This is a genomic window from Leadbetterella sp. DM7 (assembly GCF_040829825.2).
Taxonomy (GTDB): Bacteria; Bacteroidota; Bacteroidia; order Cytophagales; family Spirosomataceae; genus Leadbetterella.
Map to the genome: position 1 here is coordinate 46,304 of NZ_JBFOLH020000006.1, position 24,864 is coordinate 71,167.

Here is a 24,864-nt window from a genome sequence, read left to right on the forward strand (position 1 = left end):
AGGATGTTTTTAGTTTAAATCGCATCTACATTCACCACCACGTGTACGGATTTGAATTTCTTACCGGTAATCAAATTTACAATTTCTTTTTGAAGATACCGCTTGGTGGCCTGAATATTCATCTTGTCTTTTTCCAGCTTCAGCCAGATCACAAACAGGTATTTGTTACGGATACGCTCTACCAGCGCCTTCTCAGGCCCCATCACGCGCTGCGGGCCCAGGAAGCTTTTCAGTACTTCCGCCAGGTGTTCTGCCGCCTGGTGCGCCAGCACCTGGTCAGCATCTTTTACGGTAATTTCTATGATCCGGGAGAAGGGCGGATAATTATACCCCTCACGCTCCCGGAGCTCGGTTTCGTAAAAGCCTGTATAATCATGGGCCAGTACATATTGTAAAACGCGGTTCTGCGGGTTATTCGTCTGTATGAGCACCTTTCCTTTTTCTTCCCGCCGGCCGGCCCGGCCGCTTACCTGCGTAATCAGCTGAAAGGCCCTTTCTGCCGCCCGGAAATCAGGGAAGTGGATCATCTTATCGGCATTGAACACACCCACCAGGCTTACGCGGTCAAAGTCCAGCCCCTTGGAGACCATCTGGGTTCCCACCAGGATGTCCACGTCGCCCCCTTCAAATTCCCCGATAATGTGCTCGTATGCATTTTTGGTACGGGTGGTGTCCAGATCCATCCGCAGGATACGGGCTTCGGGAAAAAGCTCATGCAGGTCATCTTCGATACGCTCGGTTCCCACTCCCACCGATCTGACCCGGGGCGAGCCGCAGGCCGGGCATACCCGGGGTACAGGTTCGGTATAGCCGCAATAGTGGCACACCATGGTTTTTTCATGCAAATGATGGGTCAGCGTTACCGAGCATTGGTTGCAATGCGGTATCCAGTTGCATTCGGGGCAGTTTACATAGGGGGCGTATCCCCGGCGGTTCTGAAAGATGATGCTCTGCTTTTTTCGCTCCAGGTTTTCCCGTATCCCCTCCAGGAGTACCGAGCTGAATTCTTTCTGCAGGGTTTTGCTTTCCCGTTCTACCCGGAGGTTTACCAGCTGTATATCGGGAAGCTGTGCATCTCCGAAACGCTCGGAAAGGGTAACCAGCCCGTATTTCCCGCTCTGCGCCTGGTAATACGACTCAATAGACGGTGTGGCCGATCCCAGCAATACTTTAGCATGCATTTTCCCGGCCAGCATAATGGCCACATCACGGGCGTGATAACGGGGTGCCGGGTCAAACTGCTTATAAGAGGCCTCGTGCTCTTCGTCAACAATGATGAGGCCCAGGTCAGAAAACGGCAGAAAGACCGACGACCTTACGCCCACCACAAAGCGGAATTTCTTTTCCAGCACCCCCCGCCATACTTCTACCCGTTCATTGTCTGAAAATTTAGAATGGTATACGCCCATGGTATCGCCGAAAACCCGTTTCAGCCGGCGTACAATCTGGGTGGTCAGTGCAATCTCCGGGAGAAGGAAGAGCACTTCCGTACCCGAGTCCAGCGCTTTTTTGATGATATCAATGTATATCTCGGTCTTGCCGCTCCCGGTAATGCCGTGAAACAGCACTACATCTCTCTCGTTAAAGCGGGCCATGATTTCATCTGACGCCCGCTGCTGGACCTCTGAAAGCATGATTTCACCTCCCCCGCTTTCATTGCCAAACCGCGACACCCGTACCTCAAACTGTTCAAAAATTCCTTTTTCCAGCAGGCTGTTCAGCGCTGCATCTGAAATTCCCTGCTCTTTGAAAACGGACTTCTCCACGCCTTCCCGGTTGCGGTAAGGCAGCTCTTCCACAGGAATCAGGCTGAGGTATTTTAGCAGGGCTTCCTGCTGCTTCCGGGCTTTCCCCAGGCTTTCTACCAGCAACAAAACATTTTCATCCGATTCGTATTCCCCGGCCAGGCGGATCATCCTGACCCGTTTGGGCCGGTATCGCTCACTGACCTCCTCGTAGAGCACCACCGCATGTTTGGCCACCAGGCCTTTGATGAATTTCGCCAGGTCATTATCGCCGATCAGGCGCGCCGATTCTTCGTAGGAGAGCGAGTCTTCGCGGATGAGCACATCCAGGAACGATCGTTCCAGCTCATTCAGAAGCTCGTGATGATTGAAATCAGGGTTGTATTGAATTTTTGACTGCGAGCTGATCTTCAGCCCGGAGGGCAGGGCCACATTCAGCACTTCGCCCGCCGTGCACATGTAGTATTCTGCCACCCATTGAAAAAGCCAGAGCTGGTAGCCGGTGACCACCGGTTCGGTATCCAGCAGCTCCCGGATGTATTTGGCCGGGTATTTCTCAGGCGGCGTATCGTGCAGCCTGACCACCAAGGCCGTCACTACCCGTGATTTACCAAATTCTACCACCACACGCGCCCCCGTTTTCACCAGGGGGGCAATCTCCCGCGGCAACCGGTAGGTAAAAAACTGCGGAACAGGCACGGGCAGAACCACATCAATGAAAAGCGCTGTGTTTTCCATAACACAAAGTTAAACCCGGATCATGCATTACTGACGGGCTACGCTATAATTTTACTTCGTACCCGTTGCACCATCCGGGCTACACCAGCTGCCCGTAAACGAGCGGTTGTTTACAGTTCTCCTTTCTTCATCCGGTTAACGGCATAATCTACTGCCCGGGCCGTGAAGGCCATATACGTCAGTGAAGGGTTCTGCGTAGAAGTAGAGGTCATAGAGGCACCATCGGTCACAAATACATTCTGGCAGTGGTGCAGCGCATGCCATTTATCGAGGAGCGAGGTTTTGGGGTCATGGCCCATCCGTACGCCGCCCATTTCATGGATATCATTGCCGGGGTTTCGCTTGGATTCATGGGTTTTAATGTTTTTGAAACCCGCTTTTTCAAACATTTCGGTAAATTGATCCATGTAATCCTGCTCCATTTTTTTATCGTTCTCATCGTAATCGATGGAAATTCTGAGCAGCGGAATTCCCCAGGCATCTTTTTGGGCGGAATCCAGGGCCACGTAATTGCTTTCTTTCGGAATGGTCTCGCCCATCATGTGTGAGCCAACCGACCAGTAATCGTTGTACTTCCGGGTATCCAGGCCGTTTTTCAATTCTTCTCCCCAGCCTTCACCGCCGTAGTAGGGGCTTCTCGAGGCCTGGAAACCGGCCGCATACCCTCTCAGGAAGTCGGTTTCCTGCTTTTCCACATTCCGGAAACGCGGAACATACGGAGAATTCGGCCTTCTGCCGTCTGTGGTTTTATCCAGGAAGCCCTCGTATTCGGCCGAAATGGTCCGGTTGTAATTATGAAATGCCACGTATTTACCCAGCAGGCCGCTGTCGTTACCGAGCCCGTTAGGAAAACGGGAAGAGGTACTGTTCAGCAGGATCAGGTTGGAGTTCAGCGCTGCGGCATTCAGGAAAATGACTTTGGCAAAGAAATCAATTTCTTCTTTGGTGTTGGCATCAATAACCTTCACCCCGCTGGCCTTGCCCAGCTTTTCATCGTAAATGATAGAATGTACCACTGAATGCGGGCGCAGGGTCATGTTGCCGGTTCTTTCTGCTGCCGGAAGCGTAGACGAGTTGCTGCTGAAATACCCGCCATACGGACAGCCCCGCTCACAGATGGTGCGGTGCATGCATTTTGAACGGTTCTGATCCAGGTAAATCTGGCGGTTATCGGTCAGGTGGGCACAACGCCCCTGGATAATATTCCGGTCTTTGTAATGCTTGCTGACCTGCTGCTGGAAGTACGACTCCACACAGTTCATTTCATGTGCGGGCAGGAACTCGCCGTCGGGCAGGTTCTTCAGCCCGTCGCGGTTGCCTGAAATCCCGGCAAAGCGCTCCACATAGCTGTACCAGGGCGCAATATCGGCATAACGGATGGGCCAGTCTACGGAGAAGCCGTCACGGGCCGGTCCTTCAAAATCAAAATCAGACCAGCGCTGGGTTTGCCGGGCCCACAGCAGCGACTTCCCGCCGGTCTGGTATCCCCGCAGCCAGTCGAAAGGCTTTTCCTGGATGTACGGATGTTCATTATCTTTGACAAAGAAATGCTCGGTACCTTCGTAAAAGGCGTAGCAACGGCTGGCGATAGGGTTGGCTTCTTTCACCTCGCGTGTCAGCTGGTTCCGGTGTTCAAACTCCCAGGGCATCATATTGGTGGTAGGATAGTCGGTAATGTGCTTTACCTCCCGGCCTCTTTCCAGCACCAGTGTTTTCAGTCCTTTTTCGCAAAATTCTTTGGCTGCCCAGCCACCGCTGATCCCTGAGCCTATAACAATGGCGTCAAAGGTGCGGTCTTTTACAGAGTCTATATTGATATTAGGCATTTTCATTAAGGTTTACACAGCCTATGTAACGGCCGGGAATGAATTCAAACTGACGGATATTCGTCATTACATATTCGGAAGAATTGTAGCCCCGCACGGTCAGGCCCTTTAACAGGCTGATGAATTTGTCATCTTCGGGGAAAGACTTTAAAACTTCCAGCCTTTCGGCAGGAGTGGTCAGCTTAAATGCTTTGGAAAACATTTTTTTGGATTGCTTATCGAGCTCTACCAGCCCATCACCGAATAGTGTCTGCGCCTCCGGGTCATAGCAATCGGTGAGCATTTTGGCCACAAAAAGGTCTACTCCCAGCGACTTCGCACCCGGAGTACCCGTTTCAGGAATGATGGCTTCTACGGCTGCTGCCAGAATGGCCTGCCTGTTTTCATTGAATAAGGTTGAATCCCCGATTTTTGATTTATTCCACCAAACCAGTCCCGCCGGAATGGCTACCGCTGCAGCGGCACCGAGGCTTATTGCTTGTCGTCTGTTCATACTGCCAAGTTTGAGGCAATTTAAAGCAATTTATGGAAAACAGCATTACACAAAGAAAGAAAAACTTGCTTTTGGAGCAGTTTCCGATATTTGATTCTGAAAATGGAAAATCTTATCCGTAAATACTGTTCTATATATAAATCACATTGAACCGTAAATCCAGCGGATCAAACACGGCAAACAGCTTATCGATAAATGCCGGGTCATTCAGGAAAAAGTTCAGGAAATTATCTTTTCGCTCCTGCTGGCTTCCGCCGGGGAAAAGCTTCTCTTTGAGGCCGGTCAGCTGGCTTATAGCAGTATCGAATTTGCGTTCTTCGGCCTTTTTGATACGGGCTTCGAGGTGATTCAGGCTTTTCAGGGCCTTGGTTTTTTCCGCCTCAATGACTCCTTCGAGCGTGGGGTCTACTTCCCGGGCTTTTGAAACAATGGCTGCAAAGGCTGCTGCAATTGCATCCTCTTCGGTTTTCAGGCTGAGGCTGTTTTCCGAATGCTTTTCCACATAGGTTTTCCGGAGGGCGGCATCGTCAAGATAAAGCTCTTCCACGCTTACACCCAGCTTGTCCATCCGCTTTTTCAGGCTTCCGTTAACCACCAGGGCCATATTGCGGGGAAGCAGCACAGGAAACGCCACATTGTAATGTTCAAAAATACCCTTCAGCTGCAGCCAGTAAGCCAGTTCAGAGGGGCCACCAAGGTAAGCCAGGTTCGGCAGGATCATTTCCTCGTAAAGCGGCCGCATGGCTACGTTCGGGCTGATCTTCTCGGGGCTTTCATCGAGCAGGGCCTTCATTTCACCGGGGGTGAAGCTGATAGCCGTATCCACCACCGTATAGCGGTCACCGTTAAATTCAATTCTTTCCCGCAGGCCTGAGTCTTTATAAAACAGGTTGATATCGCGGCCGTTGATCTGTGGCTTATACCCCAGCTTTTCCAGCTCAGCGCTGCTGGCATCCAGCGCTTTTTTTACAGAATGGTTCTGCAGCTCATCCCACATTGCCGGTGCAAAGAGGCGTTTGAGCTCGTGGTCATTCCCGTCTACACATACCAGGCCGTGCTCCCCGAAAAGGGCATGCATATACCGGCGCACCGCGCCTGCCAGCGTATCGTTTTCAGCATAGGCCTGCCGGAAGACCTCCGGTTTATCTTTCAGCTCGTCAAAGATCCTGCTGATTCCTTCCGGATCCATTTCGCCTACCGCTCCTTTCTGATCCGTTTCCCAGGTATATTTCTGACCAAAAAGATGAAACGAGGCGATTTCTTCAAAGTCATGGTCTTCGGTGGCCATCCAGTATACCGGCACAAAATTATACTCCGGCATAGCCGCCTTTAACTGAGCGGCCAGGTTAATGGTGCTTACAATTTTATAAATCACATACAGGGGGCCGGTAAAGATATTGAGCTGGTGGCCGGTGGTAACGGTAAAGGTATTTTCCTGCAGGAGGAGGTCCAGTCGGGGCAGGTTTTCCATACCGGCATACTGGCGCTTCAAAGCTGCCGTAAGAACAGCCCGGTGCGTAAATTTCTTCGCTTTTACCTGAGCTCTGAACCCTTCTATATCGGGAAAATGGCCATAAAGCGGCTTCAACTCCTCCCGACGGCTTACATAATCCAGAAACAGCTTCGGAAAGTTGGCGACCTGCCCAAAGGGCAGCTTTTTAATTTCAGATTGCAATTATTCGACTTTTTCAGATTAAAACAATCCCCCGCCGGTTTCAGTTTCCCGTATACCTTTATTTGTATCTTTGTACCCGGATCAGGGTTAAATTAAAAACAGATTTGGGTATTCGGGAAACATCGGACGGTTCGGTAACTTTCTATTCGGAAAAATACGGTCAGACCTACCATTCCATACACGGCGCCAGAACGGAGTCGGAGCGGGTATTCATAGAGCTGGGGCTGACGTATGCCGCTACCGTATTTCATGAGCTGAATATCCTGGAGGTGGGCTTCGGAACGGGTCTGAATGCCTGGCTGACGCAGCAAAAGGTTGCCAGGGGGCAGATCCCGGTAAATTATACAGGCATTGAAGCCTACCCGCTGGCTCCTTCCGACTACCAAATGCTGCCGCCTGAACTCTGCACTCTGCAGGAACTGCCGTGGGAGGTGCCGCACACCATTTCTCCAGGTTTCAACGTTATTAAGAAGAAGGCCCGGCTGGAAGATTTTCACAGTGACACCCTCTTTCACCTGGTTTATTTTGATGCCTTCTCCCCCGATGCGCAGCCTGAGCTCTGGTCAGCAGATATATTCGTCCGGATAGGGAACATGATGTGCAACGGCGGGGTTATTACTACATATTGCTCCAAAAGTTCGGTACAGAAGAACCTGCGATCTGCCGGCTTCACCGTTGAAAAGCACCCCGGGCCTCCCCACAAAAGAGAGGTTCTCCGGGCCATAAAAAAATGATTACCGTGAAAAAAATATCCCTGCTGCTCTTTTTCAGCCTGTTGTATATCACCGGTTATGCCCAGTTCCTGGATGACCGGCAAAGCACAGCCCAGGTGCTTAAAGGGCTGGATTACCTCTACAACCTGCAGCCTGCCCAGGCGGAGGCTGAATTTGCACCGGTGAAAGCCAAATATGCAGATCATCCCGTGAAATTTTTACTGAACGCCCTGCAAATTCAATGGAAGAACATTCCCATTGACCAGCAGCCGGCCGCTTTGAATTCTTACCTGGCTGAGCTGAACAAATGCGTGGAGGCCAGCCACCGGTATTATGAGATACCGGCCTACAAAATGGAATGTACTTTCTTCCTGCTGGCGGGACACGGTTTCCTGGCCCTTGCAGAAAATTACAAAGGCAGCTTTATCAACGCTACCCAGGAGGCCCGTAAGGCCCTCCGGTATTTTAAGGAAGGGAAAAAATACAAGAACAGCAACGCCGAGTTCCTGTTTGCCAACGGCCTCTATAATTATTACCGCGAGAGATACCCGGAAACCAAGCCCATTGTAAAACCCATTATGGTCTTTTTTGATTCGGGGAATAAAGCGCAGGGACTGGCCGAGCTGGAAAAATCGTTCCGGAGCTCGGTTTTCAGCCGTACCGAAGCCGGTATGTACCTGCGGGATATCTACATCAAATACGAAGCTAATTTCGGGAAAGCCCTGTATTTCTCGTCTGAAGTTTTTAAAGATTATCCCCAGAATTTCATTTTACGGGCCGGCCATATCGAAACGCTGCTGCTCAACCTGAAATTTGATGAGGCCGAAAAGCTTAACGAAGCCCTGCAGTCGAATACTAATCCGGTGGCCGCCCTCTCGTACCATATGTTTGACGGATATATACAGGAACACAAGTATAAGAACTTTTCACAGGCAAAAGCCGCCTACCAGAAAGCTCTTAAAGTAAAATACAATGACCGGTATACCAAAGAATATGTGGCTTTTGCCTATCTTGGCCTGGCCAGGATTGCCGTGCACGAAGGAGACAATGCCAATGCCCGGAATTACTATAAGCAATGCCTGAAATATGCCGAGTACCTGTGGCTCATTACCGTGGCAAAAGAGGAACAGAAGAAAATAGCGTAGGCCGCCTGCGCAGAACCAATTTATACCGATGAAAAATTATATTATCAGAAATGCGGCTATTGTCAATGAAGGAACCATCTCTTACCAGGATGTACTCATCCAGAGCGGCCGGATTGAAAGAATTGATCCGGTGGTGGACAAGCTAACCAACCATAAAGAGATCAATGCCGAAGGGCTGTACCTGCTGCCGGGGGTGATTGATGACCAGGTGCACTTTCGGGAGCCCGGTCTTACGCATAAGGCCTGTATTGCTACCGAGTCAAAAGCAGCCCTGGCCGGAGGTACCACCAGCTTTATGGAGATGCCCAATACCGTTCCGAATACCCTCACACAAGAGCTGCTGGAACAAAAATATGCCCTGGCCGAAAAAACCTCCTGGACCAACTATTCCTTTTTCATGGGCGGCTCTAACGATAATTATGAAGAGGCCATGAAAACCGACCTGGCCAAGGTATGCGGTCTTAAGCTTTTTATGGGAAGCTCTACCGGCAATATGCTGGTGGATAATGAAGATACGCTGAACCGTTTCTTCGGAAATTTTGAAGGGCTGATCGCCACCCACTGCGAAGACGAAGCTACCGTAAAGACCAACCTGGCCCATTACAAAGCACTTTACGAAGGAAAAACCCCGCCCTACGATATTCACGCCCTGATCAGGAACGAGGAGGCCTGCTATAAGTCTTCTTCATTTGCCGTTGACCTGGCAAAGAAAAACGGTACCCGGCTGCATATTCTCCATATTTCCACGGGCGAAGAGCTGGAGCTGTTTGACAACTCCCTGCCCCTTTCCCAAAAAAGGATCACCTCAGAAGTGTGCGTCCATCACCTGTATTTTGATGCCGAAGATTACCGGCATTTCGGTAACCTGATCAAATGCAACCCGGCCATTAAGCACAATCACCGCGACAAGCTGATGCAGGGGCTGCTTGATGACCGCCTGGACATTGTTGCCACCGATCACGCCCCGCATACCCTGGAGGAGAAAAGCACCGATTACTGGACCGCCCCTTCGGGTGTTCCGCTGGTGCAGCACAGCCTGCAGATCATGCTGGATTTTTACCTGCAGGGAAAGATCAGCCTGGAGAAGGTAGTAGAAAAAATGGCCCATGCCCCGGCCGATTGCTTCAGGGTCAGGGAGCGGGGGTATATCCGCGAGGGGTACTGGGCCGACCTGGTGCTGGCTGACCTGCACAAGCCCTTCACCGTAACGGGAGAGTCGCTTCAGTACCGTTGCGGCTGGTCACCGTTTGAGGGAAAAACCTTTGGTTCTACCATTGTGAAAACCTTTGTTTCAGGAGAATTGAAGTATGATAACGGCGAATTCTTTTTTGACGAAGCTGGCAGACGCCTGACGTTCAACCTGCGGTAGAAATCTTTTAAACGGGCTTCTACCGGGCCGGCGTCAGCAGGATCTCCTCAATTGTTTTTCCTGCGGGGTCAATTATTTTGATGGTTCCTTTGGTTTCATTCAGGTCTACCCTGAGAACATTATTATTGGAATTGACAATGACAGGAAAGTGAACCGCGCTGTCCTGCTTCCGGATCACCTGCCGGTGCAAATGGCCGGCAAGCATCACCTGAACCCCTGCTTTATTCAACGGTACCGGGTACCCGGTTTCAGGTGGTTCAGGGATACAGGAGCGCCTGTTAGCCCCTGGATGTAGGGCAGATGGGTAATTTTTAAAGACTCCTGAGCCTGTAAAGCCAGGCCTGCCGACAGGAATAAGAAAAAACTTACTATTTTTTTCATGGCTATTTCAGCTTATAAAATTCACTATGCAGTGCTTTCAGCTCGGCTTCCGGTATTTTGACCACCCTGCGGTCGTAGGTCATCAGCCCGTTTGTTTCTATTTCCACATCTGTAGTCTGGGTATACACTGCGGCAGAAAGCCCTTTGCTGATCAGTACCTTCAGCGATTCCATAAATTCGGTATAGCGTTTTTTGAGATCTTCCCTATTCTTAAAGCTCTGGTAGCCCCAGTTGTTCTTATCCTGCCAGGTATGGCCTTCGAGAGGCAGGCCCAGGCCGCCGAATTCTCCCAGCACCAGCACCCGGTCTTTACCGAAATACTGCGGATCAGGCATCTGGGGTTCGGGATAATGGTGAATGTCCAGGATATCTCCCACAGGGTAAAAGTTTCCGCCACTGGCACTGTTCACCAGGCGGGTGGGATCATGCTCTTTGGTCCACTCTGCTATCTCCCGGGTCTTAAACTGGCCCCAGGCTTCATTGAACGGCACCCACACCACAATACACGGGAAATTATACAGGGCATCCATGATATTTTTCCATTCTTTCCGGTAAATGGCTTCTGAAACTGTCGTGCGGTCTTTCTCCAGCTTCCTTCCGCTGATATTGCCCAGGCGCATGTCCCACGCGTTTCCGCCCAGGTCTCCGCTGGGCATATCCTGCCAAACCAGGATCCCCTCGCGATCACAATGGTAATACCAGCGGGCCGGCTCTACTTTGATGTGCTTCCTGATCATATTAAAGCCCATTTCCCTGGTTTTTACCACGTCAAACCTGAGGGCTTCGTCAGTAGGTGCGGTGTAAAGTCCGTCAGGCCACCAGCCCTGATCCAGCGGACCGTACTGGAACAGGAACTCATTGTTCAGCACCATCCGTTGCAGCCCGTTTTCATTGGCTTTCACCGACAGCCTGCGCATGGCAAAATAAGACCGCACCTCATCGATTACTTTTCCTTTACGGATCAGCGAAATTTTCAGGTCATACAAAAACGGTTGGGCAGGTGACCACAGCTTTGCATTATGGATGGTTATTAATTCTGCTTCCCGGCCCGCAGCTACCTCTTGTTCCGCTACCTTCGTGTTTCCATCCCACGCCTCCACTTTTACCATATCTCCGGCTTCTGTACCCGATGTTTCGGCAAGCACAGATACGGTTTTCCGGTCGATATCCGGCGTATTTCGGGTGCTCCTGATATAGCTCTTCGGTACGCCTTCCAGCCACACGGTCTGCCAGATGCCGGTAACGGGCGTATACCAGATACCGTTGGGTTGGTTTACCTGCTTGCCGTTAGGCTGTGGGCCTTTATCGGAAGGATCCCACACCGAAATCAGCACCTCCTGCTTGTTTCCTTTTTTCAGGAACGGCGTGATGGAAAACGAAAACGGATCATAGCCTCCTTCATGCGTACCTGCCGGCTGGCCGTTAATAAATACCTCGGTTTTCCAGTCTACCGCCCCGAAATGCAGGATTACCTCCTTGTCCCGGATCGATTTATCGATATTTATCGTGGTCTTATACCAAAGCGTGCTGTCTTTTCCTACTCTCCGGCCTACACCTGAAAGTGCCGATTCTACGGCAAAAGGCACCAGGATTTTTCCTTCAAATGCCTGTGGCCGGGCGTTCACCGGCACAATGGCGTATTCCCATAACCCGTTCAGGTTTTGCCAGCCATCCCTTACCAGCTGCGGCCGGGGATATTCATCCAGGGGTTTTTCAGGGTTGACTTTTTCTGCCCACGGGGTTGTCGGCTTGCCGGGTATCATCTGCCATTTATCCTGAGCAAAAGCACTTACAGAGATCAGTAAAGAGAAGAGCAATAGTTTGCGTTTCATATCCAGGGTTGATTTCCTACGAAAATAAAGCATTTTGTGTAAGCCCCCAAACAGCTTCTTGAAAATCACTCTATTTTGGTTTATCTTGCCTTTTTCTTTTATACCCTCTTTTTATGAATACCGGAAATTTCCTCAGATTGTGCTTTTTTGTACTCCTTCCTCTTTCCCTCCCGGCACAACGGGTAAGCGACCTGGGTATACGGGTGGGTGTGCTCCCTTCCGGAAAATACAATGCCATTACCGATGTGCCCGGCGTAAAGGTAGGGCACAAAACGCTGACACAGGGCGATAATATCCATACCGGTGTCACAGCTATTCTTCCGCACCCGGGAAATATATTCCAGGAAAAAGTACCCGCAGCAGTTTATATTGCCAATGGTTTTGGCAAGTTGACGGGCATCAGCCAGGTGCAGGAGCTGGGAAACCTGGAAACGCCCGTTATACTAACCAATACCCTGTCGGTACCCGTAGCAGCTGACGCGCTCATTGATTATACCCTGTCTCAGAAGGGAAACGAAAAGGTGAAGTCGGCGAATTTTGTGGTAGGCGAAACCAATGACGGTTATCTTAATGATATTGCCGGAAGGCATGTCAGGAAACAGGATGTACTGGAGGCCCTGTCGGCGGCTTCGGACGGACCGGTGCAGGAGGGCAACGTAGGGGCGGGTAACGGTACGGTTTGTTTCGGATGGAAAGGAGGAATCGGCACGGCTTCAAGAGTGTTGCCCGGAAAGTCGGGCGGCTATACGGTAGGCGTACTGGTTCAAAGCAATTACGGCGGTGTGCTGTATGTAAACGGTGTGCCTGTAGGGCAGGAGCTGGGAAAGCATTTCCTGCACGACCAGCTGAATGACCCGGCAGATGGCTCCTGCATGATTGTGGTAGCTACCGATGCCCCGCTGACCTCCCGTAATCTTGAGCGGCTCGCCAAAAGAGCTGTCCTTGGCCTGGGCAAGACGGGCGGCATAGCCTCAAACGGCAGTGGCGACTATATCATTGCATTTTCTACAGCTACCGGATTGCGGGTACCCCATTCTTCTGCTTCTCCAAAATACGAAGTATCCGAATTACGGAACGATGAGGTTTCTCCCCTGTTCCTGGCCGTCATTGAAGCCACGGAAGAAGCACTTTTAAATTCTCTTTTCATGGCGGAGACCGTGAAGGGAGCATCAGGAACCGTGGAGGCACTGCCAAAGCAGAAAGTACTGGAAATTTACAGAAAATACAGGAAGTAAATATATTTATACCTATAAGGTTTTAATTGCTTCTCCTCAATTCTTCCGCAAAATTTATCTCCGGAAAATTGTTTCCTAAATAAGAAACCTGTAATTTTGTTTTACACATGCAACTTATATGGACAATTACAGATTTCGGGTTCAGTTTTTAGAAGACGCAAAGCAATTCCTGGATTGCCTTGACGAAAAAACAAGAGGAAAAATCCTGTATAACATCTGGAAATCCCGTAGCGTAAATGACAAGGATCTTTTCAAAAAACTACAAGACGAAATCTGGGAATTCAGGACAAAGTACAATAAGACTTATTACCGGCTTTTTGCATTTTGGGACAAAACCGACAGTACCCACACCGTCGTAATTTCAAGTCATGGTCTGATTAAAAAAACAGGCAAAATTCACAAAAATGAGATTGAGAAAGCTGAAAAAATAAGACAGAAATATTTTAACGACAAATGAAGACGTACACTTTAGAAGAGCTGACCGATCAATACATCGGCAAAAAAGGGACAAAGAAACGGGATGTCTTTGAAAATGAATTACGCCTCGATCTGTTGGGGCAGACCATTAAACAAGTCAGGCAGGAACGTAACCTTACCCAGGAAGAGTTAGGAAACCTGATAGGTGTGAAAAAGGCTCAAATTTCCAAAATTGAAAACAGCACTACCGATGCCCGGTTCACCACACTCCTCAAAGTGTTTGAAGCATTGGGCGCAAAAGTCAACTTTCATGTGGAACTGAAATAAAGGATGCCTAAGCAGCATCCTTTTTAATTTCATATAGCGACGAATGCTCAAATTTTGAGCGGGCGTAATCTTCGGTTACGCTGAAGTGTTTTACCGCTTTATCCGATGGCAGCTCAAACATGGCATCTGTCAGGATGGCTTCGCAGATGGAACGAAGCCCGCGGGCGCCCAGGTTAAACTTAACGGCCTGGTCTACGATATAGTCCAATGCCGCCTCCTCAAAAACCAGCTCGATATTTTCCATTTTAAACAGCTTCTGGTATTGCTTCACCAGGGCGTTCTGCGGTTCGGTAAGGATACGCTTCAGCGTATTCCGGTCTAAGGGATTCAGGTAGGTCAGCAACGGCAGACGACCGATCAACTCAGGGATCAGCCCGAACGACTTCAGGTCCTGCTGCGTCACGTAGCGCATCAGGCTTTCTTCCTTGTTCAGGTCCACGCCTTTCCCGTCCTGCCGGAAGCCGATGGGCGATGTATTGATGCGCTTGGCAATATGCCGGGCAATTCCGTCAAACGCCCCGCCACAGATAAAGAGAATGTTCTCGGTATTTACCTGCACCAGCTGCTGGTCGGGATGCTTACGGCCTCCCTGCGGCGGAACGCCCACTATCGAGCCTTCAAGGAGCTTCAGAAGCCCCTGCTGCACCCCTTCTCCGCTGACATCCCGGGTGATAGACGGGTTATCCGATTTCCGCGCAATCTTATCGATCTCATCAATATACACAATGCCTCTCTGCGCCTGCTCCACATTGTAGTCAGCTGCCTGAAGCAGGCGTGTCAGGATACTTTCAATGTCTTCGCCCACATATCCGGCCTCCGTCAGAACGGTGGCATCGGCAATGGCAAAAGGCACCTGCAGCATGCGGGCAATGGTACGGGCCAGGTAAGTTTTACCGGTTCCCGTCTCCCCCACCATAATGATGTTCGATTTTTCAATATTTACGTCGTCATCCGTGGCCGGCTGCATCAGGCGCTTGTAGTGGTTATATACCGCTACGGTAAGCACCTTTTTGGCTTCGTCCTGCCCGATAATAAATTTATCGAGGTATTTTTTCAGCTCCTGCGGCGGTCTCAGCTCAAATTCCGGAACCGGCTGGCCTTTCTTTTTCGGTTTGGCCGGGTCTATCCCGTAAATCTCCCGCTGGATCATCTCATATCCCTGCTCAATACAATTGTTGCAGATATTTCCGCTCTGACCTGACAGCAGGATCTCCACCTCATTCTTACTCCTGCCGCAGAACGAGCAGGTCTGATCTTTTGTTTTTGCCATAATTTACCCCTGCGGGTTTAGTTTTTATCCCGGTAAAGCACTTCGTCAATCAGGCCGTAGGCCTTGGCTTCTTCGGCTTTCATCCAGTAGTCGCGGTCAGAATCCCGGTCGATCTCTTCATAGGTTTTGCCGGTATGGTGCGCCAGGATCTCGTACAGTTCTTTCCGGATTTCAATGATCTGCTTAACGGTAATTTCCATATCTCTCGACTGCCCCTGGGCACCGCCGCTGGGCTGATGAATCATTATCCGCGCATGCGGCAGGGCCGTACGCTTGCCGGCTGCCCCGCCTGCCAGCAGAACCGCACCCATAGAAGCTGCCAGTGAAGTACAGATCGTGCCTACTTCCGGACGAACATATTGCATGGTATCGTACATTCCCAGGCCGGCATATACCGAACCTCCCGGGCTGTTGATATACATGAGAATATCTTTTTTGGCATCTACTGATTCAAGAAACAGCAGCTGGGCCACCACAATATTGGCTACCTGGTCGTCTACACCGGTACCCAGGAAGATGATCCTGTCCATGATCAGCCTTGAAAAAACATCAATGGCCGCAAAGCGCATCGGGCGTTCCTCAATGATATTGGGTGTCATGTTGTTGATGTTGTGCTTCATGTAATCATCAAAGGTCAGGCCGCTGATACCGGCATGATGCACTGCATATTTTCTAAATTCTTCTCCGAAGTTCATAGTATGATTAATCTTTATAATATTTAAAGAAAACAATGAAACGCCCTATAAAAGTTTCGAAATGCAAAAATCGGGCAGGAGATACCCCTTACCCGATTTTCTCTCCCTTTTGCGGGAATTAATTCTTATACGATTCCGAAGCGATCTCGTTGAATTTTTCAACCGATACCGGACGGGTATCTTTCTTCACTTTTTCTTTTATGAAGCCCAGCACTTTGCGACCGAAGGCCCGGTCAAGATACTTTCTTGTGTTATCTTTATTGCCTTCCAGCTGTTTTTTGGCCATGTTATCGATGAACTCTTCCATGCCTTCAAAACCGCCCTGTCCGCCGAAATAACCCCGGATCTCGCTCTTCACCTCTTCGAGAACATCGCTGTACTCTACTTTCACCTCGTTATCCCGGGCTACCTGTGAACGAATGAAATCGAGCTTGATTCCCCTCAGAATAGCAGGGAATTCTCTTTCCAGGTCTTCTTCAGTGGCTTTTCCTTCATTGACTTCCAGCAAATAGGCTTTCAGGAATTCTTCAGGAAGCTCGATAGAAACACTTTCCAGGAGGGCTTTCTCTACATCAAAATCAAACAGGAACTCTGATTCCCGGCTGTAATTCTCTTTGATAATGCTTTTTACTTGCTCGGTAAATTCTTTTTCATCTTTGGCCTTATCCTTGCCCAGCACCTTGTCGAAGAACTCCTGGTTCAATTCGGAAGGTTCTACCCGGCTGATCCGCTCTACTTCAAATTCGAACTCGCCTTCCAGCTGCCCGGCTTCTTCGTCCGACTTCCCGGTAGCAAAGCCCAGCTCTTTAACGGTTTCAAAAATGGACTGGATATCAAATTTCAGCTTATCGCCGCTTTTTACCCCGATAAACTGAGCTTTGGCATCAGCTTTTACCTTATCAGTAGGGATTCCCGACTGGAAGAAGAATTCGGTAGACTCCTGGCTGAGCTTCCCGAAGATCAGGTCGCCCTCTTCCGAAACTTCGGGTTCTTTGTCTACACCAAAACGTTTTTTCAGGTCTTCAATAGAATTGTTCACCTGCTCTTCAGAAGGTTCGATATCGTATTGAATGATCGCCGGGATTTTCTCCAGGTCTACCGTAAAGTCAGAAGCAAACCCGATCTCGTAGTCGAATTTGAAATCTTTCCGGGCATGCCAGTCTATATTGTAGGAGTCTTCTTTCGGCTTGGGTTCACCTACCACGTTCAGGTTCTGCTCTTTGATCTGGTCGTTTACGGCCTGGCTGGCCACCCGGATCACCTCATCCACCAGGATGCTCTTCCCGTACAGGTTTTTAATATAAGGAATGGGCACGTGACCGGGCCGGAAACCCTTTACCTGTGCTGTTTTCGCGTATTCCCTGATTTTTTTCTCAACTGAAGGTTTGTAATCCGCCTCGCTGATTTCCACCTGCAGGTGGCCGAGCGTAGAAGATACTTTATCGAATTTTGTCTGCATTTAACTGACGTTTAAAATTTAAAAACCCTTCAACCAAGACGGTTGAAGGGTCAGAGTACGGGCGGAGGGAATCGAACCCCCACGCCTTGCGGCACCAGATCCTAAGTCTGGCACGTCTACCAGTTCCGCCACGCCCGCAAAAATATACCTGTCTTATTCGGGCTGCAAAGGTAGTTGTTTATTTTCAATCTGCCCAAAGCTTCATTAAAAATATTTTTCAAACCTTAGCCGTTTTGAAAAATCCGCTATTTTTCTGAAAATTGCCGCAAAAACAGGTCAATGAGTTTTCTGAAGAAGTTAGCCGGCGATGCCGTGCTGTATGGAATGAGCACCATCGTGGGCAGGCTGCTGAACTGGCTCATGGTGGCTATCCACACCCGGGCGTTCAATCAACCGGAGATGCTCGCTGAAAACGGCCTGTTTTACACCTACATGATCCCCTTGAATATTCTCTTTACGTTCGGAATGGAAACCGCCTTTTTCCGGTATGCTTCCAAGAAAGAGAACCAGGCTGAATATTTCAATCTTATCCTGAGCTTCATCATTGTTTTCGGGGCTACGCTTTCGGGCCTGATCATTGCATTTGCAACCCCGCTTGCCCGGGCCATGAACTTCCCCCATTCGGAGCACCTGATTACGCTGCTGGCCATAGTGCTGCTCACCGATGCCATCTGCGCCATTGCTTTTGTCAAGCTGAGGGCCAATAACCAGGCGAAGAAATTTGTGGCCCTCAAGCTGGCCAACATCTTTATCAATATCCTGGTCACCCTTTTCTTTATCTATTTCTGTCACGGTATTGTAACTGACCGCTTCCTGCCTGAGCATAAGCCGTTTATTTCTACTTTTTACAGCGTTGAAAAAGGCCCTGATTTCATTATTTATGCCAATTACGTGGCCAGCCTGCTTACCCTGCTGCTGCTCTGGAAAGAATTTGTGGGCTTCCGGCTGGTATGGGTGTGGGACAAGCTGAAGGTGGTGCTGGAATACGCCTGGCCCCTGATGATCATGGGACTGGCTGGTTCGATCAACCTTACCGCTGACCGCCTGCTTTTCAGGAGGTTTCTTCCCGAAGGATTCTATCCCGCTTTCCCGGACGTGGATACGGCTTTCGGGATCTATACCAATGTGTATAAGCTGTCTATTTTTATGACGCTGGTGGTGCAGGCCTACCGGTATGCGGCAGAGCCCCTGTTTTTTGCTAAAATGGACGACAGGAATTCTCCCCGGATGATCGCCCTCAGCACCAAATGGTTTACCATAGCCTGTATTGTTATCTGGCTGGGTGTAAGCCTGAACCTGAACTGGATCGGTCTTATCCTGGGCGAGAATTACCGGCAGGGCATTTTTGTGGTGCCCATGTTGCTGCTGGCCAACCTGTTCATCGGCCTCTATGGCAACCTGACCATCTGGTTTAAGCTCAGCGATAAAACCTATTTTGGTACCTACATTACCGTGGGAGCCATGGTGATTACGGTACTGCTGAATATACTCCTGATCCCCCATCTCGGGTTTATGGGGTGTGCCATTTCGTTTGCTGTATCGTCTTTCCTGATGGTGGCTTCGTGCTATGTACTGGGTGAGAAATACTATCCTATTCCGTACGAAACCGGGCGGGTACTTTTCTACCTGGGTGTAGCTGCCGTCATGATATGGGGCTACTCTTTTGTCGATAACAGCCAGATTGTACGGTCGCTGTTGCTGCAGGGGCTTTTATGTGCCGTGTTTATGGTACTTATTTATATTGTGGAGAAGAAAAAGCCGGGTAAGCGCTAAGGAAAGTATTAACTTTAACCCGAGTATGCTTTCCATCTCCGTTTACCGGACACCACTGTGACGAATTCGTAATTAATGTATATAACTGAATCTTTCCTTTTAGTGTTTTGTTAGTTTAAAAAACGAATTGTATGGAAACGATCACAATAGAGCTAAAACATCCTAAAGCATTGTCTTTGCTGAAAGACTTAGAGGCAATGGCTGTGATAAAATTAGTAACTGCCACCCGTAAAGGTGTTTCCAGGAAATTGTCTGAAACCCTGAGAGGCAGTCTTGACAGTAAAAGCGCCGATGATTTAAGCCGGCACATTAAAAATTCCAGAACTGAGTGGGAAAGAGGTATTTGATTGATACAAATGCTATCATAGATTATATGGCAGAAAAGTTGCCCGAGGATGGGTTAAACTTTATGGATGAAATAATTGACAAAGGACCAATAATTTCAGTTATTACACAGATCGAATTATTAGGACAATCAAAAGTAAAAACAGACAAGTTTATCCCTTTTATACAAGCCTCAAGGATTCTTGGTCTTAGTGAAAATGTTGTTTCCAGAACAATCGCAATTCGAAAATCAAGGAGTATAAAAATACCGGATGCAATAATTGCCGCCACAGCAATTGAAAACGACTTAGTACTGATTACGCACAACGTTTCGGACTTTTATAAACTACAAAACCTAAGCGTTTTAGATTTATATTGACTTTGTTTATACTTACAAAGAAGATCTAATCCGCTCCGCCGTAGCCGCCAGCTCTTCCTGCGATACCTTCAGCTTGGATGTAAAATCCATATCGGAGATATGATCCATCGGGATCAGGTGCACATGCACATGAGGTACTTCCAGGCCCACCACCGCCAGGCCTACTTTGGTGCAGGGAACGGCCTTCTTGATAGCCGGCTCCAGGGTTTTGGCAAAGGCAAAAAGCTTGCCGTAGGCTTCATCGTCCAGGTCAAACAGGTAGTCGGTCTCCTTTTTCGGAATCACCAGCGTGTGGCCCTCCCGGCAGGGAAAAGCATCGAGGAAAGCCAGGAATTCTTCATTTTCTGCAATCTTATGGGCCGGTATCTCCCCGGAAACGATCTTACCGAATATCGTAGACATAGTTAATTTTTGATCCTGTCTTTAAATACCTTTTCAAATTTTTCCAGCTTGGGCTTTATCACTACCTGGCAGTAGGGGTTCTGGTCTCCTTTCAGCCTGAAATAATCCTGGTGATAGTTTTCTGCCGCATAATAGGCCTTCAGCGGCTCCAGCGTGGTCACGATCTTATCGGAATAATACCCGGACTTGTCCAGGTCACGGATGATACCGGCGGCAATCTCCTTCTCTTTTTCATTCCGGTAAAAAATAGCCGACCGGTATTGGGTACCCACGTCATTTCCCTGCCGGTTCAGCGAGGTGGGGTCATGGGTTTTAAAAAACACCTCCAGCAGTCCTTCGAAATTAACCAGCTGAGGGTCATACCAGATTTTTATCACTTCAGCATGCCCGGTAGTACCGGTACACACCTGCTCATAGCTGGGGTTGGCTACATTTCCGCCTGCATACCCCGATTCTACATGATCTACACCTTTTAATTGTTGAAAAACCGCCTCTGTACACCAGAAACAACCTCCGGCCAGCACAGCGGTTTCTAAATGCTCTTTGTTCATTTCTTTACTTTTGGTCTTTTGCGAACAGGCCGCAATACTTACTAACAAAAATACCCAAAATATGGATGCATGTCTTCTCATGGCTCAGAATAATTTATCGGTAATGATATCCTGCTGGTCTTTTTCAAAGAAGTACCGGTGTACATTCAACACGTCTTCGCCATTGTTTACCACCTTGGCATAGTCGCCGTTCTCCAGCAATTCATACGCATTGTAATTGTCTTCCAGGTTGGCTTTGAGAATATGGGTCAGCTGCCCCTGCAGGCGCTCATTGGTTACCTTGAACAGCGACTCGATCCGCTTGTCAAAGCTGCGCACCATAATATCGGCACTTCCTACGTACAATTCAGGTTCCCCGGCATTGTGAAAATAGAGTATCCGCGCATGTTCCAGGTAGCTTCCTACCAGCGAGCGTACCTTTATATTCTCACTCAGGCCGGTTCTTCCCGGTCTTAAGCAGCATATTCCCCGTACGATCAACTCAATCCTGACCCCTGCCTGTGACGCTGCATACAGCTCTTCAATCACTTCTTTATCTTCCAGCGAGTTCACCTTCAGGCAAATGCCGGAGGGTTTTCCCTTAGCAGCATGGTCGGCCTCCCGCTTGATCATGGCCACCATGGCCCTGCGCATATCTTTGGGTGAAGTGATCAGGTTGATATACGCCTCTGGCTGGGAATGCCCGGTAATGGCATTGAAAAACTCGGCGATGTCGTGCGTGTAATCTTCGTTGGCCGTCAGCAGGCTGATATCGGTATAAAGCTTGGTGGTATCTTCGTTATAGTTGCCGCTGGCCAGGTGGGCATACTGCATCACCTGCTGGCCTTCTTTCCTTACAATCAGCATCAGCTTGGTATGGGTTTTCAGCCAGCCTATGCCATAGATCACAAAACATCCGGCCCGCTGAAGCTTTTCTGCTTCGCGGATGTTATTCTCCTCGTCAAACCGCGCCTTGATCTCAAAGAGGGCCGAAACGTGCTTCCCGTTTTCTGCTGCCCGCAGCAGGGCCGCCGTGATCCTCGAATTTTTTGCCAGCCGGTAGATGGTCAGCTTGATGGCCAGCACATTCGGGTCTTCTGCCGCCTTTTCAATCAGGGTCAACACCGGCTCAAAGCTGTTGTACGGATGGTGCAGCAGGATATCGTGCTCTTTGATATTTTCAAAAATCGACTGATCCTTGTTGTAGTTAACGGGAGGAATGGAGCTGGGTGACTTCGGCAAAAAGCCCCTGAAGTCTTCATGGTTCACAATCTGCCACAGGCGGGTATAGTCCATCAGCTCATTGTTGATCTGGATGTTGTACTTGTCAATATCCCACTTCTTCTTCAGAATATCCATCATGTATTCCGAGGGCGAGCTTTCAATAACCATATATACCACCCGGCCGGCCTGGCGTGCCCGGATCTTCTCCTTCATCTCATTGACAAAATCTTCGTCAAGCTCGTCATCTTCAATCTCAAAGTCGCCGTTACGGATAATCCTGAAAAGATCTGCCGATTCTATTTTTACGTTTTTGTAGATTTTATGAATATTGTTCCGTACCACCTCTTCAATGGGCAGGAAAAGCACCATGCCCTCGTCCTCAAATTCGTAGAATTTCGGCAGGTTGGACGGGATCTGTACAAAAGACAGCTTCCGCATATCTTCCGTTTCCGTAAAGAGCGTGGTTTGGGTATCTACTGACACCACGCCCAGCACCAGGCTTCTCGGCAATAAAATCGGGAACGTATGTGTATGATCGTACACCATGGGCGTCAGCATGGGGTACACCATGGTATCAAAGAAATGATTGACTTCCTGGCGCTGCTCTTTGGTGAGCTCCCTGAATTCCACTATCCTGAATTCGTTGGCCTCAAACAGAGGCTTAAGCTCTTCCCTGAAAAGCCGGTTACGTTCGTCTGAGAACTTTTTGATCTGGTTCAGGAGGGCTTTCCGGAACGCATTTTCACGGAGGCCCGAATAATCCAGCCGGGGTTTCCCGAAATCCAGGTAATTGTACAGGCTCCCTATCCGCACGGTCAGGAATTCATCCAGGTTAGAGCCGGTGATGGCCAGGAATTTGAATTTTTCAAAAATATTGAGATCCGGGTTCCGTACCTGGTCCAGCACCCTCTCATTAAATTTCATCCAGCTGAGGTCACGACTGATAAAGTCAGACCGCTCTATATCACTATCTGATTTCTGATCTTTTACAGAGGGATTATAGTCGTACTCACTTTTACCCATTTCAAAGCTCAGCAGATCCCTGAAAAACGAGGTTACGCCCTCGGTCACACTTCCCATATCTGTTTTTACTATTACGCGGTGAATTTACCCTTAATCATTTACACTATTAACGAAGGTATATTAAATTATTGCAAAAGATTCGTTTGTCGTACCGGTACCCGGGCGGTACGTATTCAAAAACCGGAGAGAAAACCGGACAGAATCGTGAAGAAATAGAAATATTTTTATTCCTGGAAAAATTTAGGAAATTTTAACGAACATCGTTTTCTAATCCGCTTATGTTTTTCCTAGTTTTGCCCGCAAATGAAAGAGCTGACAAGAAAATATCTTTTTCTGCCGTTAATCGTCTTGTTCTGTGGGGTGTACCAGGTGTCACCGCACAAGGCAGGTAACGATACCACCCGCCTTTCTGTTCATACCGCTCATTCGGTCACTAAACATCATCATTATTTCGGCAAAGGACAGCATAACTCTTCCGAAAAGCCGGTTTATGAAATTGTCGAGCAAGCCCCGAATTCTTTCCAGAAAGACCTGGCCGGAGATTCTTCTTTTGCCTGGCTTGCCTTCAAAAATCATTCAAACTCCTTTTTAAATTTATTAAGTGAGCGGCTGTCTCTGCATAAGCCCGCTTTAATTACCCATTTCAGCGAAGCCATTTACCTGGCCATCCGCATTCTCCGTCTGTGATAATCCGGATTCTTCTTTTACCATTTTCGTAAGCACGATAAAGGCGGGCTCCTGACCGGATTTTACCCTCCTTTAACTCCTAAATTGTTCATTTTTAATTTTTTTTATCTTTATGTCAAAGAGAAATCTCATTTTGATGAGTGTTTCGTTCGTATGGTTATCTACGAGCTGTAAACCACAAAAAGAAGCCCGGGAAGAAGAAAAAGAATTCCTGGTCACTACTCCGGCTATTGCTGACACCACGCTGACCAAAGACTACGTTTGCCAGATCCGTTCCATTAATCACATTGAGCTCCGGGCCCAGGAAAAAGGCTATCTGCAAAAAATTTATGTAGACGAGGGGCAGCACGTAACAAAAGGGCAATTGCTTTTCAAGATCATGCCCAACCTTTACGAGGCAGAAGTAGAAAAAGCGCAGGCAGAAGCAGAATATGCAGATATTGAGCTGAAAAACACCAAGACACTGGTAGAAACCGACGTTGTTTCACCCAATGAGCTGGCTATGGCCAAAGCCAAATACAACAAGGCCAAAGCCGACCTCGACCTGATGAAAACACACCTGGCCTTTACCGAGATCCGTGCCCCGTTTGACGGGATCCTGAACAGCTTCAAAGTACGTTTGGGCAGCTATGTGGAAGAAGGTGAACTGTTAACGGAACTTTCCGACAACAGCAAAATGTGGGTATATTTTAACGTACCTGAAACCGAGTACCTGACTTTCATGGATAAGTCAAACAAGGGAATCTTAAGCCACGTTGACCTCCGGATGGCCAACGGTGATCTTTTTGATCATACCGGTGTGGTAGAAACCATTGAAGCCGACTTTGATAACGAAACCGGTAATATTCCGTTCAGGGCTACTTTTCCCAACCCCAAAGGGCTCCTCCGCTTTGGTCAGACGGGGAGTATCGTCATCACCACACCAGTACATAATGCCCTGCTGATTCCGCAGAAAGCCACCTTTGAGGTACTTGACAAGCGCTATGTTTTTGTAGTGGGAAGCGACAGCAAGGTGCACGCCCGCGAAATATCCGTGAGCGCAGAGCTGCCTCACCTGTACGCAGTGGCTACCGGCCTCAGCAAGGACGATAAAATCCTGCTGGAAGGAGTGAAAATGGTGAGAGAAAACGAAAAAATCAAATTTAAAACGATTTCTCCATCGCAGGCATTATCCAGTTTAAACCTTTACGCAGAATAAAATA

General features: G+C 48.9%; 24 protein-coding genes and 1 tRNA gene. 11 read left to right on the plus strand and 14 right to left on the minus strand.

Annotated elements, in window-relative coordinates; all coding sequences use genetic code 11:
- Positions 1–14: 14 nt before the first annotated feature.
- The 4 genes from priA to bshC all read right to left on the minus strand — a co-directional run bounded on the left by priA (position 15) and on the right by bshC (position 6,477).
- The gene (gene priA / locus AB2U10_RS08925; protein ID WP_367913742.1) at positions 15–2,483 is read right to left on the minus strand and encodes a replication restart helicase PriA; all 2,469 of its coding nucleotides are present in this window, start codon (positions 2,481–2,483) and stop codon (positions 15–17) included.
- Between the two features lie 110 nt (positions 2,484–2,593).
- Positions 2,594–4,309, minus strand: coding sequence for a GMC oxidoreductase (locus AB2U10_RS08930; RefSeq protein WP_367913743.1), 1,716 nt, complete (start codon positions 4,307–4,309; stop codon positions 2,594–2,596).
- Complete coding sequence (locus AB2U10_RS08935; protein WP_367913744.1) at positions 4,302–4,802, minus strand: gluconate 2-dehydrogenase subunit 3 family protein; 501 nt, start codon at positions 4,800–4,802, stop codon at positions 4,302–4,304. Before AB2U10_RS08935 ends, AB2U10_RS08930 begins: the two co-directional genes overlap by 8 nt.
- Before the next feature lie 130 nt (positions 4,803–4,932).
- Positions 4,933–6,477 carry a bacillithiol biosynthesis cysteine-adding enzyme BshC gene (gene bshC, locus AB2U10_RS08940; protein ID WP_367913745.1) on the minus strand — a complete coding sequence of 515 codons (1,545 nt, stop codon included), beginning with the start codon at positions 6,475–6,477 and terminating at the stop codon, positions 4,933–4,935.
- Positions 6,478–6,581: 104 nt separating this feature from the next.
- Here bshC and mnmC2 point away from each other — a divergent pair, with 104 nt between their 5' ends.
- Genes mnmC2 through AB2U10_RS08955 form a run of 3 tightly spaced genes read left to right on the plus strand, consistent with a single transcriptional unit; the run spans position 6,582 to position 9,704 of the window.
- Positions 6,582–7,211, plus strand: a complete 630-nt coding sequence (gene mnmC2 / locus AB2U10_RS08945) for a tRNA (5-methylaminomethyl-2-thiouridine)(34)-methyltransferase MnmC2 (RefSeq protein ID WP_367913746.1) — start codon at positions 6,582–6,584, stop codon at positions 7,209–7,211.
- Between the two features lie 5 nt (positions 7,212–7,216).
- Positions 7,217–8,335 carry a tetratricopeptide repeat protein gene (locus tag AB2U10_RS08950; protein ID WP_367913747.1) on the plus strand — a complete coding sequence of 373 codons (1,119 nt, stop codon included), beginning with the start codon at positions 7,217–7,219 and terminating at the stop codon, positions 8,333–8,335.
- Positions 8,336–8,363: 28 nt separating this feature from the next.
- On the plus strand, positions 8,364–9,704 hold the full coding sequence (locus AB2U10_RS08955) for a dihydroorotase (RefSeq protein ID WP_367913748.1): 1,341 nt from the start codon (positions 8,364–8,366) through the stop codon (positions 9,702–9,704).
- Between the two features lie 19 nt (positions 9,705–9,723).
- On the opposite strand, the gene AB2U10_RS08960 is transcribed toward AB2U10_RS08955, so the two are convergent.
- The 3 genes from AB2U10_RS08960 to AB2U10_RS08970 are packed head-to-tail and all read right to left on the minus strand — an operon-like array spanning position 9,724 to position 11,917.
- Positions 9,724–9,933 (minus strand): hypothetical protein, encoded by a 210-nt coding sequence (locus tag AB2U10_RS08960; protein WP_367913749.1) that lies wholly within the window; start codon positions 9,931–9,933, stop codon positions 9,724–9,726.
- Positions 9,930–10,085 (minus strand): hypothetical protein, encoded by a 156-nt coding sequence (locus AB2U10_RS08965; RefSeq protein WP_367913750.1) that lies wholly within the window; start codon positions 10,083–10,085, stop codon positions 9,930–9,932. The genes AB2U10_RS08960 and AB2U10_RS08965 overlap by 4 nt, the downstream gene beginning before the upstream one ends.
- Positions 10,086–10,087: 2 nt before the next feature.
- Positions 10,088–11,917, minus strand: coding sequence for a glycoside hydrolase family 2 protein (locus tag AB2U10_RS08970; protein ID WP_367913751.1), 1,830 nt, complete (start codon positions 11,915–11,917; stop codon positions 10,088–10,090).
- Between the two features lie 113 nt (positions 11,918–12,030).
- Here AB2U10_RS08970 and AB2U10_RS08975 point away from each other — a divergent pair, with 113 nt between their 5' ends.
- The 3 genes from AB2U10_RS08975 to AB2U10_RS08985 all read left to right on the plus strand — a co-directional run bounded on the left by AB2U10_RS08975 (position 12,031) and on the right by AB2U10_RS08985 (position 13,896).
- Positions 12,031–13,152 carry a DmpA family aminopeptidase gene (locus AB2U10_RS08975; protein ID WP_367913752.1) on the plus strand — a complete coding sequence of 374 codons (1,122 nt, stop codon included), beginning with the start codon at positions 12,031–12,033 and terminating at the stop codon, positions 13,150–13,152.
- A 118-nt stretch (positions 13,153–13,270) separates the two neighbouring features.
- Positions 13,271–13,609, plus strand: coding sequence for a type II toxin-antitoxin system RelE/ParE family toxin (locus AB2U10_RS08980; protein ID WP_367913753.1), 339 nt, complete (start codon positions 13,271–13,273; stop codon positions 13,607–13,609).
- Positions 13,606–13,896 carry a helix-turn-helix domain-containing protein gene (locus tag AB2U10_RS08985; protein ID WP_367913754.1) on the plus strand — a complete coding sequence of 97 codons (291 nt, stop codon included), beginning with the start codon at positions 13,606–13,608 and terminating at the stop codon, positions 13,894–13,896. The genes AB2U10_RS08980 and AB2U10_RS08985 overlap by 4 nt, the downstream gene beginning before the upstream one ends.
- A 7-nt stretch (positions 13,897–13,903) precedes the next feature.
- On the opposite strand, the gene clpX is transcribed toward AB2U10_RS08985, so the two are convergent.
- The 4 genes from clpX to AB2U10_RS09005 all read right to left on the minus strand — a co-directional run bounded on the left by clpX (position 13,904) and on the right by AB2U10_RS09005 (position 17,458).
- The gene (clpX, locus tag AB2U10_RS08990; protein WP_367913755.1) at positions 13,904–15,166 is read right to left on the minus strand and encodes an ATP-dependent Clp protease ATP-binding subunit ClpX; all 1,263 of its coding nucleotides are present in this window, start codon (positions 15,164–15,166) and stop codon (positions 13,904–13,906) included.
- 17 nt (positions 15,167–15,183) lie between these two features.
- Complete coding sequence (locus AB2U10_RS08995; RefSeq protein ID WP_367913756.1) at positions 15,184–15,861, minus strand: ClpP family protease; 678 nt, start codon at positions 15,859–15,861, stop codon at positions 15,184–15,186.
- 118 nt (positions 15,862–15,979) lie between these two features.
- Positions 15,980–17,320, minus strand: a complete 1,341-nt coding sequence (locus AB2U10_RS09000) for a trigger factor (protein WP_367913757.1) — start codon at positions 17,318–17,320, stop codon at positions 15,980–15,982.
- 56 nt (positions 17,321–17,376) lie between these two features.
- Positions 17,377–17,458 (minus strand) — tRNA-Leu (locus tag AB2U10_RS09005).
- 141 nt (positions 17,459–17,599) lie between these two features.
- On the opposite strand from AB2U10_RS09005, the gene AB2U10_RS09010 reads away from it, so the two are divergent.
- The 3 genes from AB2U10_RS09010 to AB2U10_RS09020 all read left to right on the plus strand — a co-directional run bounded on the left by AB2U10_RS09010 (position 17,600) and on the right by AB2U10_RS09020 (position 19,796).
- Positions 17,600–19,093 carry an oligosaccharide flippase family protein gene (locus AB2U10_RS09010; protein ID WP_367913758.1) on the plus strand — a complete coding sequence of 498 codons (1,494 nt, stop codon included), beginning with the start codon at positions 17,600–17,602 and terminating at the stop codon, positions 19,091–19,093.
- 131 nt (positions 19,094–19,224) lie between these two features.
- Positions 19,225–19,440: a hypothetical protein gene (locus AB2U10_RS09015; protein WP_367913759.1), complete on the plus strand. Its 216-nt coding sequence runs from the start codon at positions 19,225–19,227 to the stop codon at positions 19,438–19,440.
- The gene (locus AB2U10_RS09020) at positions 19,422–19,796 is read left to right on the plus strand and encodes a type II toxin-antitoxin system VapC family toxin (protein ID WP_367913760.1); all 375 of its coding nucleotides are present in this window, start codon (positions 19,422–19,424) and stop codon (positions 19,794–19,796) included. Before AB2U10_RS09015 ends, AB2U10_RS09020 begins: the two co-directional genes overlap by 19 nt.
- A 12-nt stretch (positions 19,797–19,808) precedes the next feature.
- Here AB2U10_RS09020 and AB2U10_RS09025 read toward each other — a convergent pair whose 3' ends face one another.
- From AB2U10_RS09025 to ppk1, 3 genes are all read right to left on the minus strand, one after another.
- Positions 19,809–20,198: an HIT family protein gene (locus tag AB2U10_RS09025; protein ID WP_367913761.1), complete on the minus strand. Its 390-nt coding sequence runs from the start codon at positions 20,196–20,198 to the stop codon at positions 19,809–19,811.
- Positions 20,199–20,200: 2 nt separating this feature from the next.
- Positions 20,201–20,749 carry a peptide-methionine (S)-S-oxide reductase MsrA gene (msrA, locus tag AB2U10_RS09030; protein WP_367913762.1) on the minus strand — a complete coding sequence of 183 codons (549 nt, stop codon included), beginning with the start codon at positions 20,747–20,749 and terminating at the stop codon, positions 20,201–20,203.
- A gap of 84 nt (positions 20,750–20,833) precedes the next feature.
- A complete protein-coding gene (ppk1, locus tag AB2U10_RS09035; RefSeq protein WP_367913763.1) occupies positions 20,834–23,032 on the minus strand; it encodes a polyphosphate kinase 1 in 2,199 nt (732 codons plus the stop codon).
- Positions 23,033–23,278: 246 nt separating this feature from the next.
- On the opposite strand from ppk1, the gene AB2U10_RS09040 reads away from it, so the two are divergent.
- Positions 23,279–23,662, plus strand: coding sequence for a hypothetical protein (locus AB2U10_RS09040; RefSeq protein ID WP_367913764.1), 384 nt, complete (start codon positions 23,279–23,281; stop codon positions 23,660–23,662).
- A 112-nt stretch (positions 23,663–23,774) separates the two neighbouring features.
- On the plus strand, positions 23,775–24,860 hold the full coding sequence (locus tag AB2U10_RS09045) for an efflux RND transporter periplasmic adaptor subunit (protein ID WP_367913765.1): 1,086 nt from the start codon (positions 23,775–23,777) through the stop codon (positions 24,858–24,860).
- Positions 24,861–24,864 lie beyond the last annotated feature (4 nt).

Coding starts and splice junctions, on each gene's coding strand:
- priA (WP_367913742.1), bottom strand. CDS start 2,483: ATGGAAAACACAGCGCTTTTCATTGATGTGGTTCTGCCCGTGCCTGTT.
- AB2U10_RS08930 (WP_367913743.1), bottom strand. CDS start 4,309: ATGCCTAATATCAATATAGACTCTGTAAAAGACCGCACCTTTGACGCC.
- AB2U10_RS08935 (WP_367913744.1), bottom strand. CDS start 4,802: ATGAACAGACGACAAGCAATAAGCCTCGGTGCCGCTGCAGCGGTAGCC.
- AB2U10_RS08955 (WP_367913748.1), top strand. CDS start 8,364: ATGAAAAATTATATTATCAGAAATGCGGCTATTGTCAATGAAGGAACC.
- AB2U10_RS08965 (WP_367913750.1), bottom strand. CDS start 10,085: ATGAAAAAAATAGTAAGTTTTTTCTTATTCCTGTCGGCAGGCCTGGCT.
- AB2U10_RS08970 (WP_367913751.1), bottom strand. CDS start 11,917: ATGAAACGCAAACTATTGCTCTTCTCTTTACTGATCTCTGTAAGTGCT.
- AB2U10_RS08975 (WP_367913752.1), top strand. CDS start 12,031: ATGAATACCGGAAATTTCCTCAGATTGTGCTTTTTTGTACTCCTTCCT.
- AB2U10_RS08980 (WP_367913753.1), top strand. CDS start 13,271: ATGGACAATTACAGATTTCGGGTTCAGTTTTTAGAAGACGCAAAGCAA.
- AB2U10_RS08985 (WP_367913754.1), top strand. CDS start 13,606: ATGAAGACGTACACTTTAGAAGAGCTGACCGATCAATACATCGGCAAA.
- clpX (WP_367913755.1), bottom strand. CDS start 15,166: ATGGCAAAAACAAAAGATCAGACCTGCTCGTTCTGCGGCAGGAGTAAG.
- AB2U10_RS08995 (WP_367913756.1), bottom strand. CDS start 15,861: ATGAACTTCGGAGAAGAATTTAGAAAATATGCAGTGCATCATGCCGGT.
- AB2U10_RS09000 (WP_367913757.1), bottom strand. CDS start 17,320: ATGCAGACAAAATTCGATAAAGTATCTTCTACGCTCGGCCACCTGCAG.
- AB2U10_RS09010 (WP_367913758.1), top strand. CDS start 17,600: ATGAGTTTTCTGAAGAAGTTAGCCGGCGATGCCGTGCTGTATGGAATG.
- AB2U10_RS09015 (WP_367913759.1), top strand. CDS start 19,225: ATGGAAACGATCACAATAGAGCTAAAACATCCTAAAGCATTGTCTTTG.
- AB2U10_RS09025 (WP_367913761.1), bottom strand. CDS start 20,198: ATGTCTACGATATTCGGTAAGATCGTTTCCGGGGAGATACCGGCCCAT.
- msrA (WP_367913762.1), bottom strand. CDS start 20,749: ATGAACAAAGAGCATTTAGAAACCGCTGTGCTGGCCGGAGGTTGTTTC.
- ppk1 (WP_367913763.1), bottom strand. CDS start 23,032: ATGGGAAGTGTGACCGAGGGCGTAACCTCGTTTTTCAGGGATCTGCTG.
- AB2U10_RS09040 (WP_367913764.1), top strand. CDS start 23,279: ATGAAAGAGCTGACAAGAAAATATCTTTTTCTGCCGTTAATCGTCTTG.
- AB2U10_RS09045 (WP_367913765.1), top strand. CDS start 23,775: ATGTCAAAGAGAAATCTCATTTTGATGAGTGTTTCGTTCGTATGGTTA.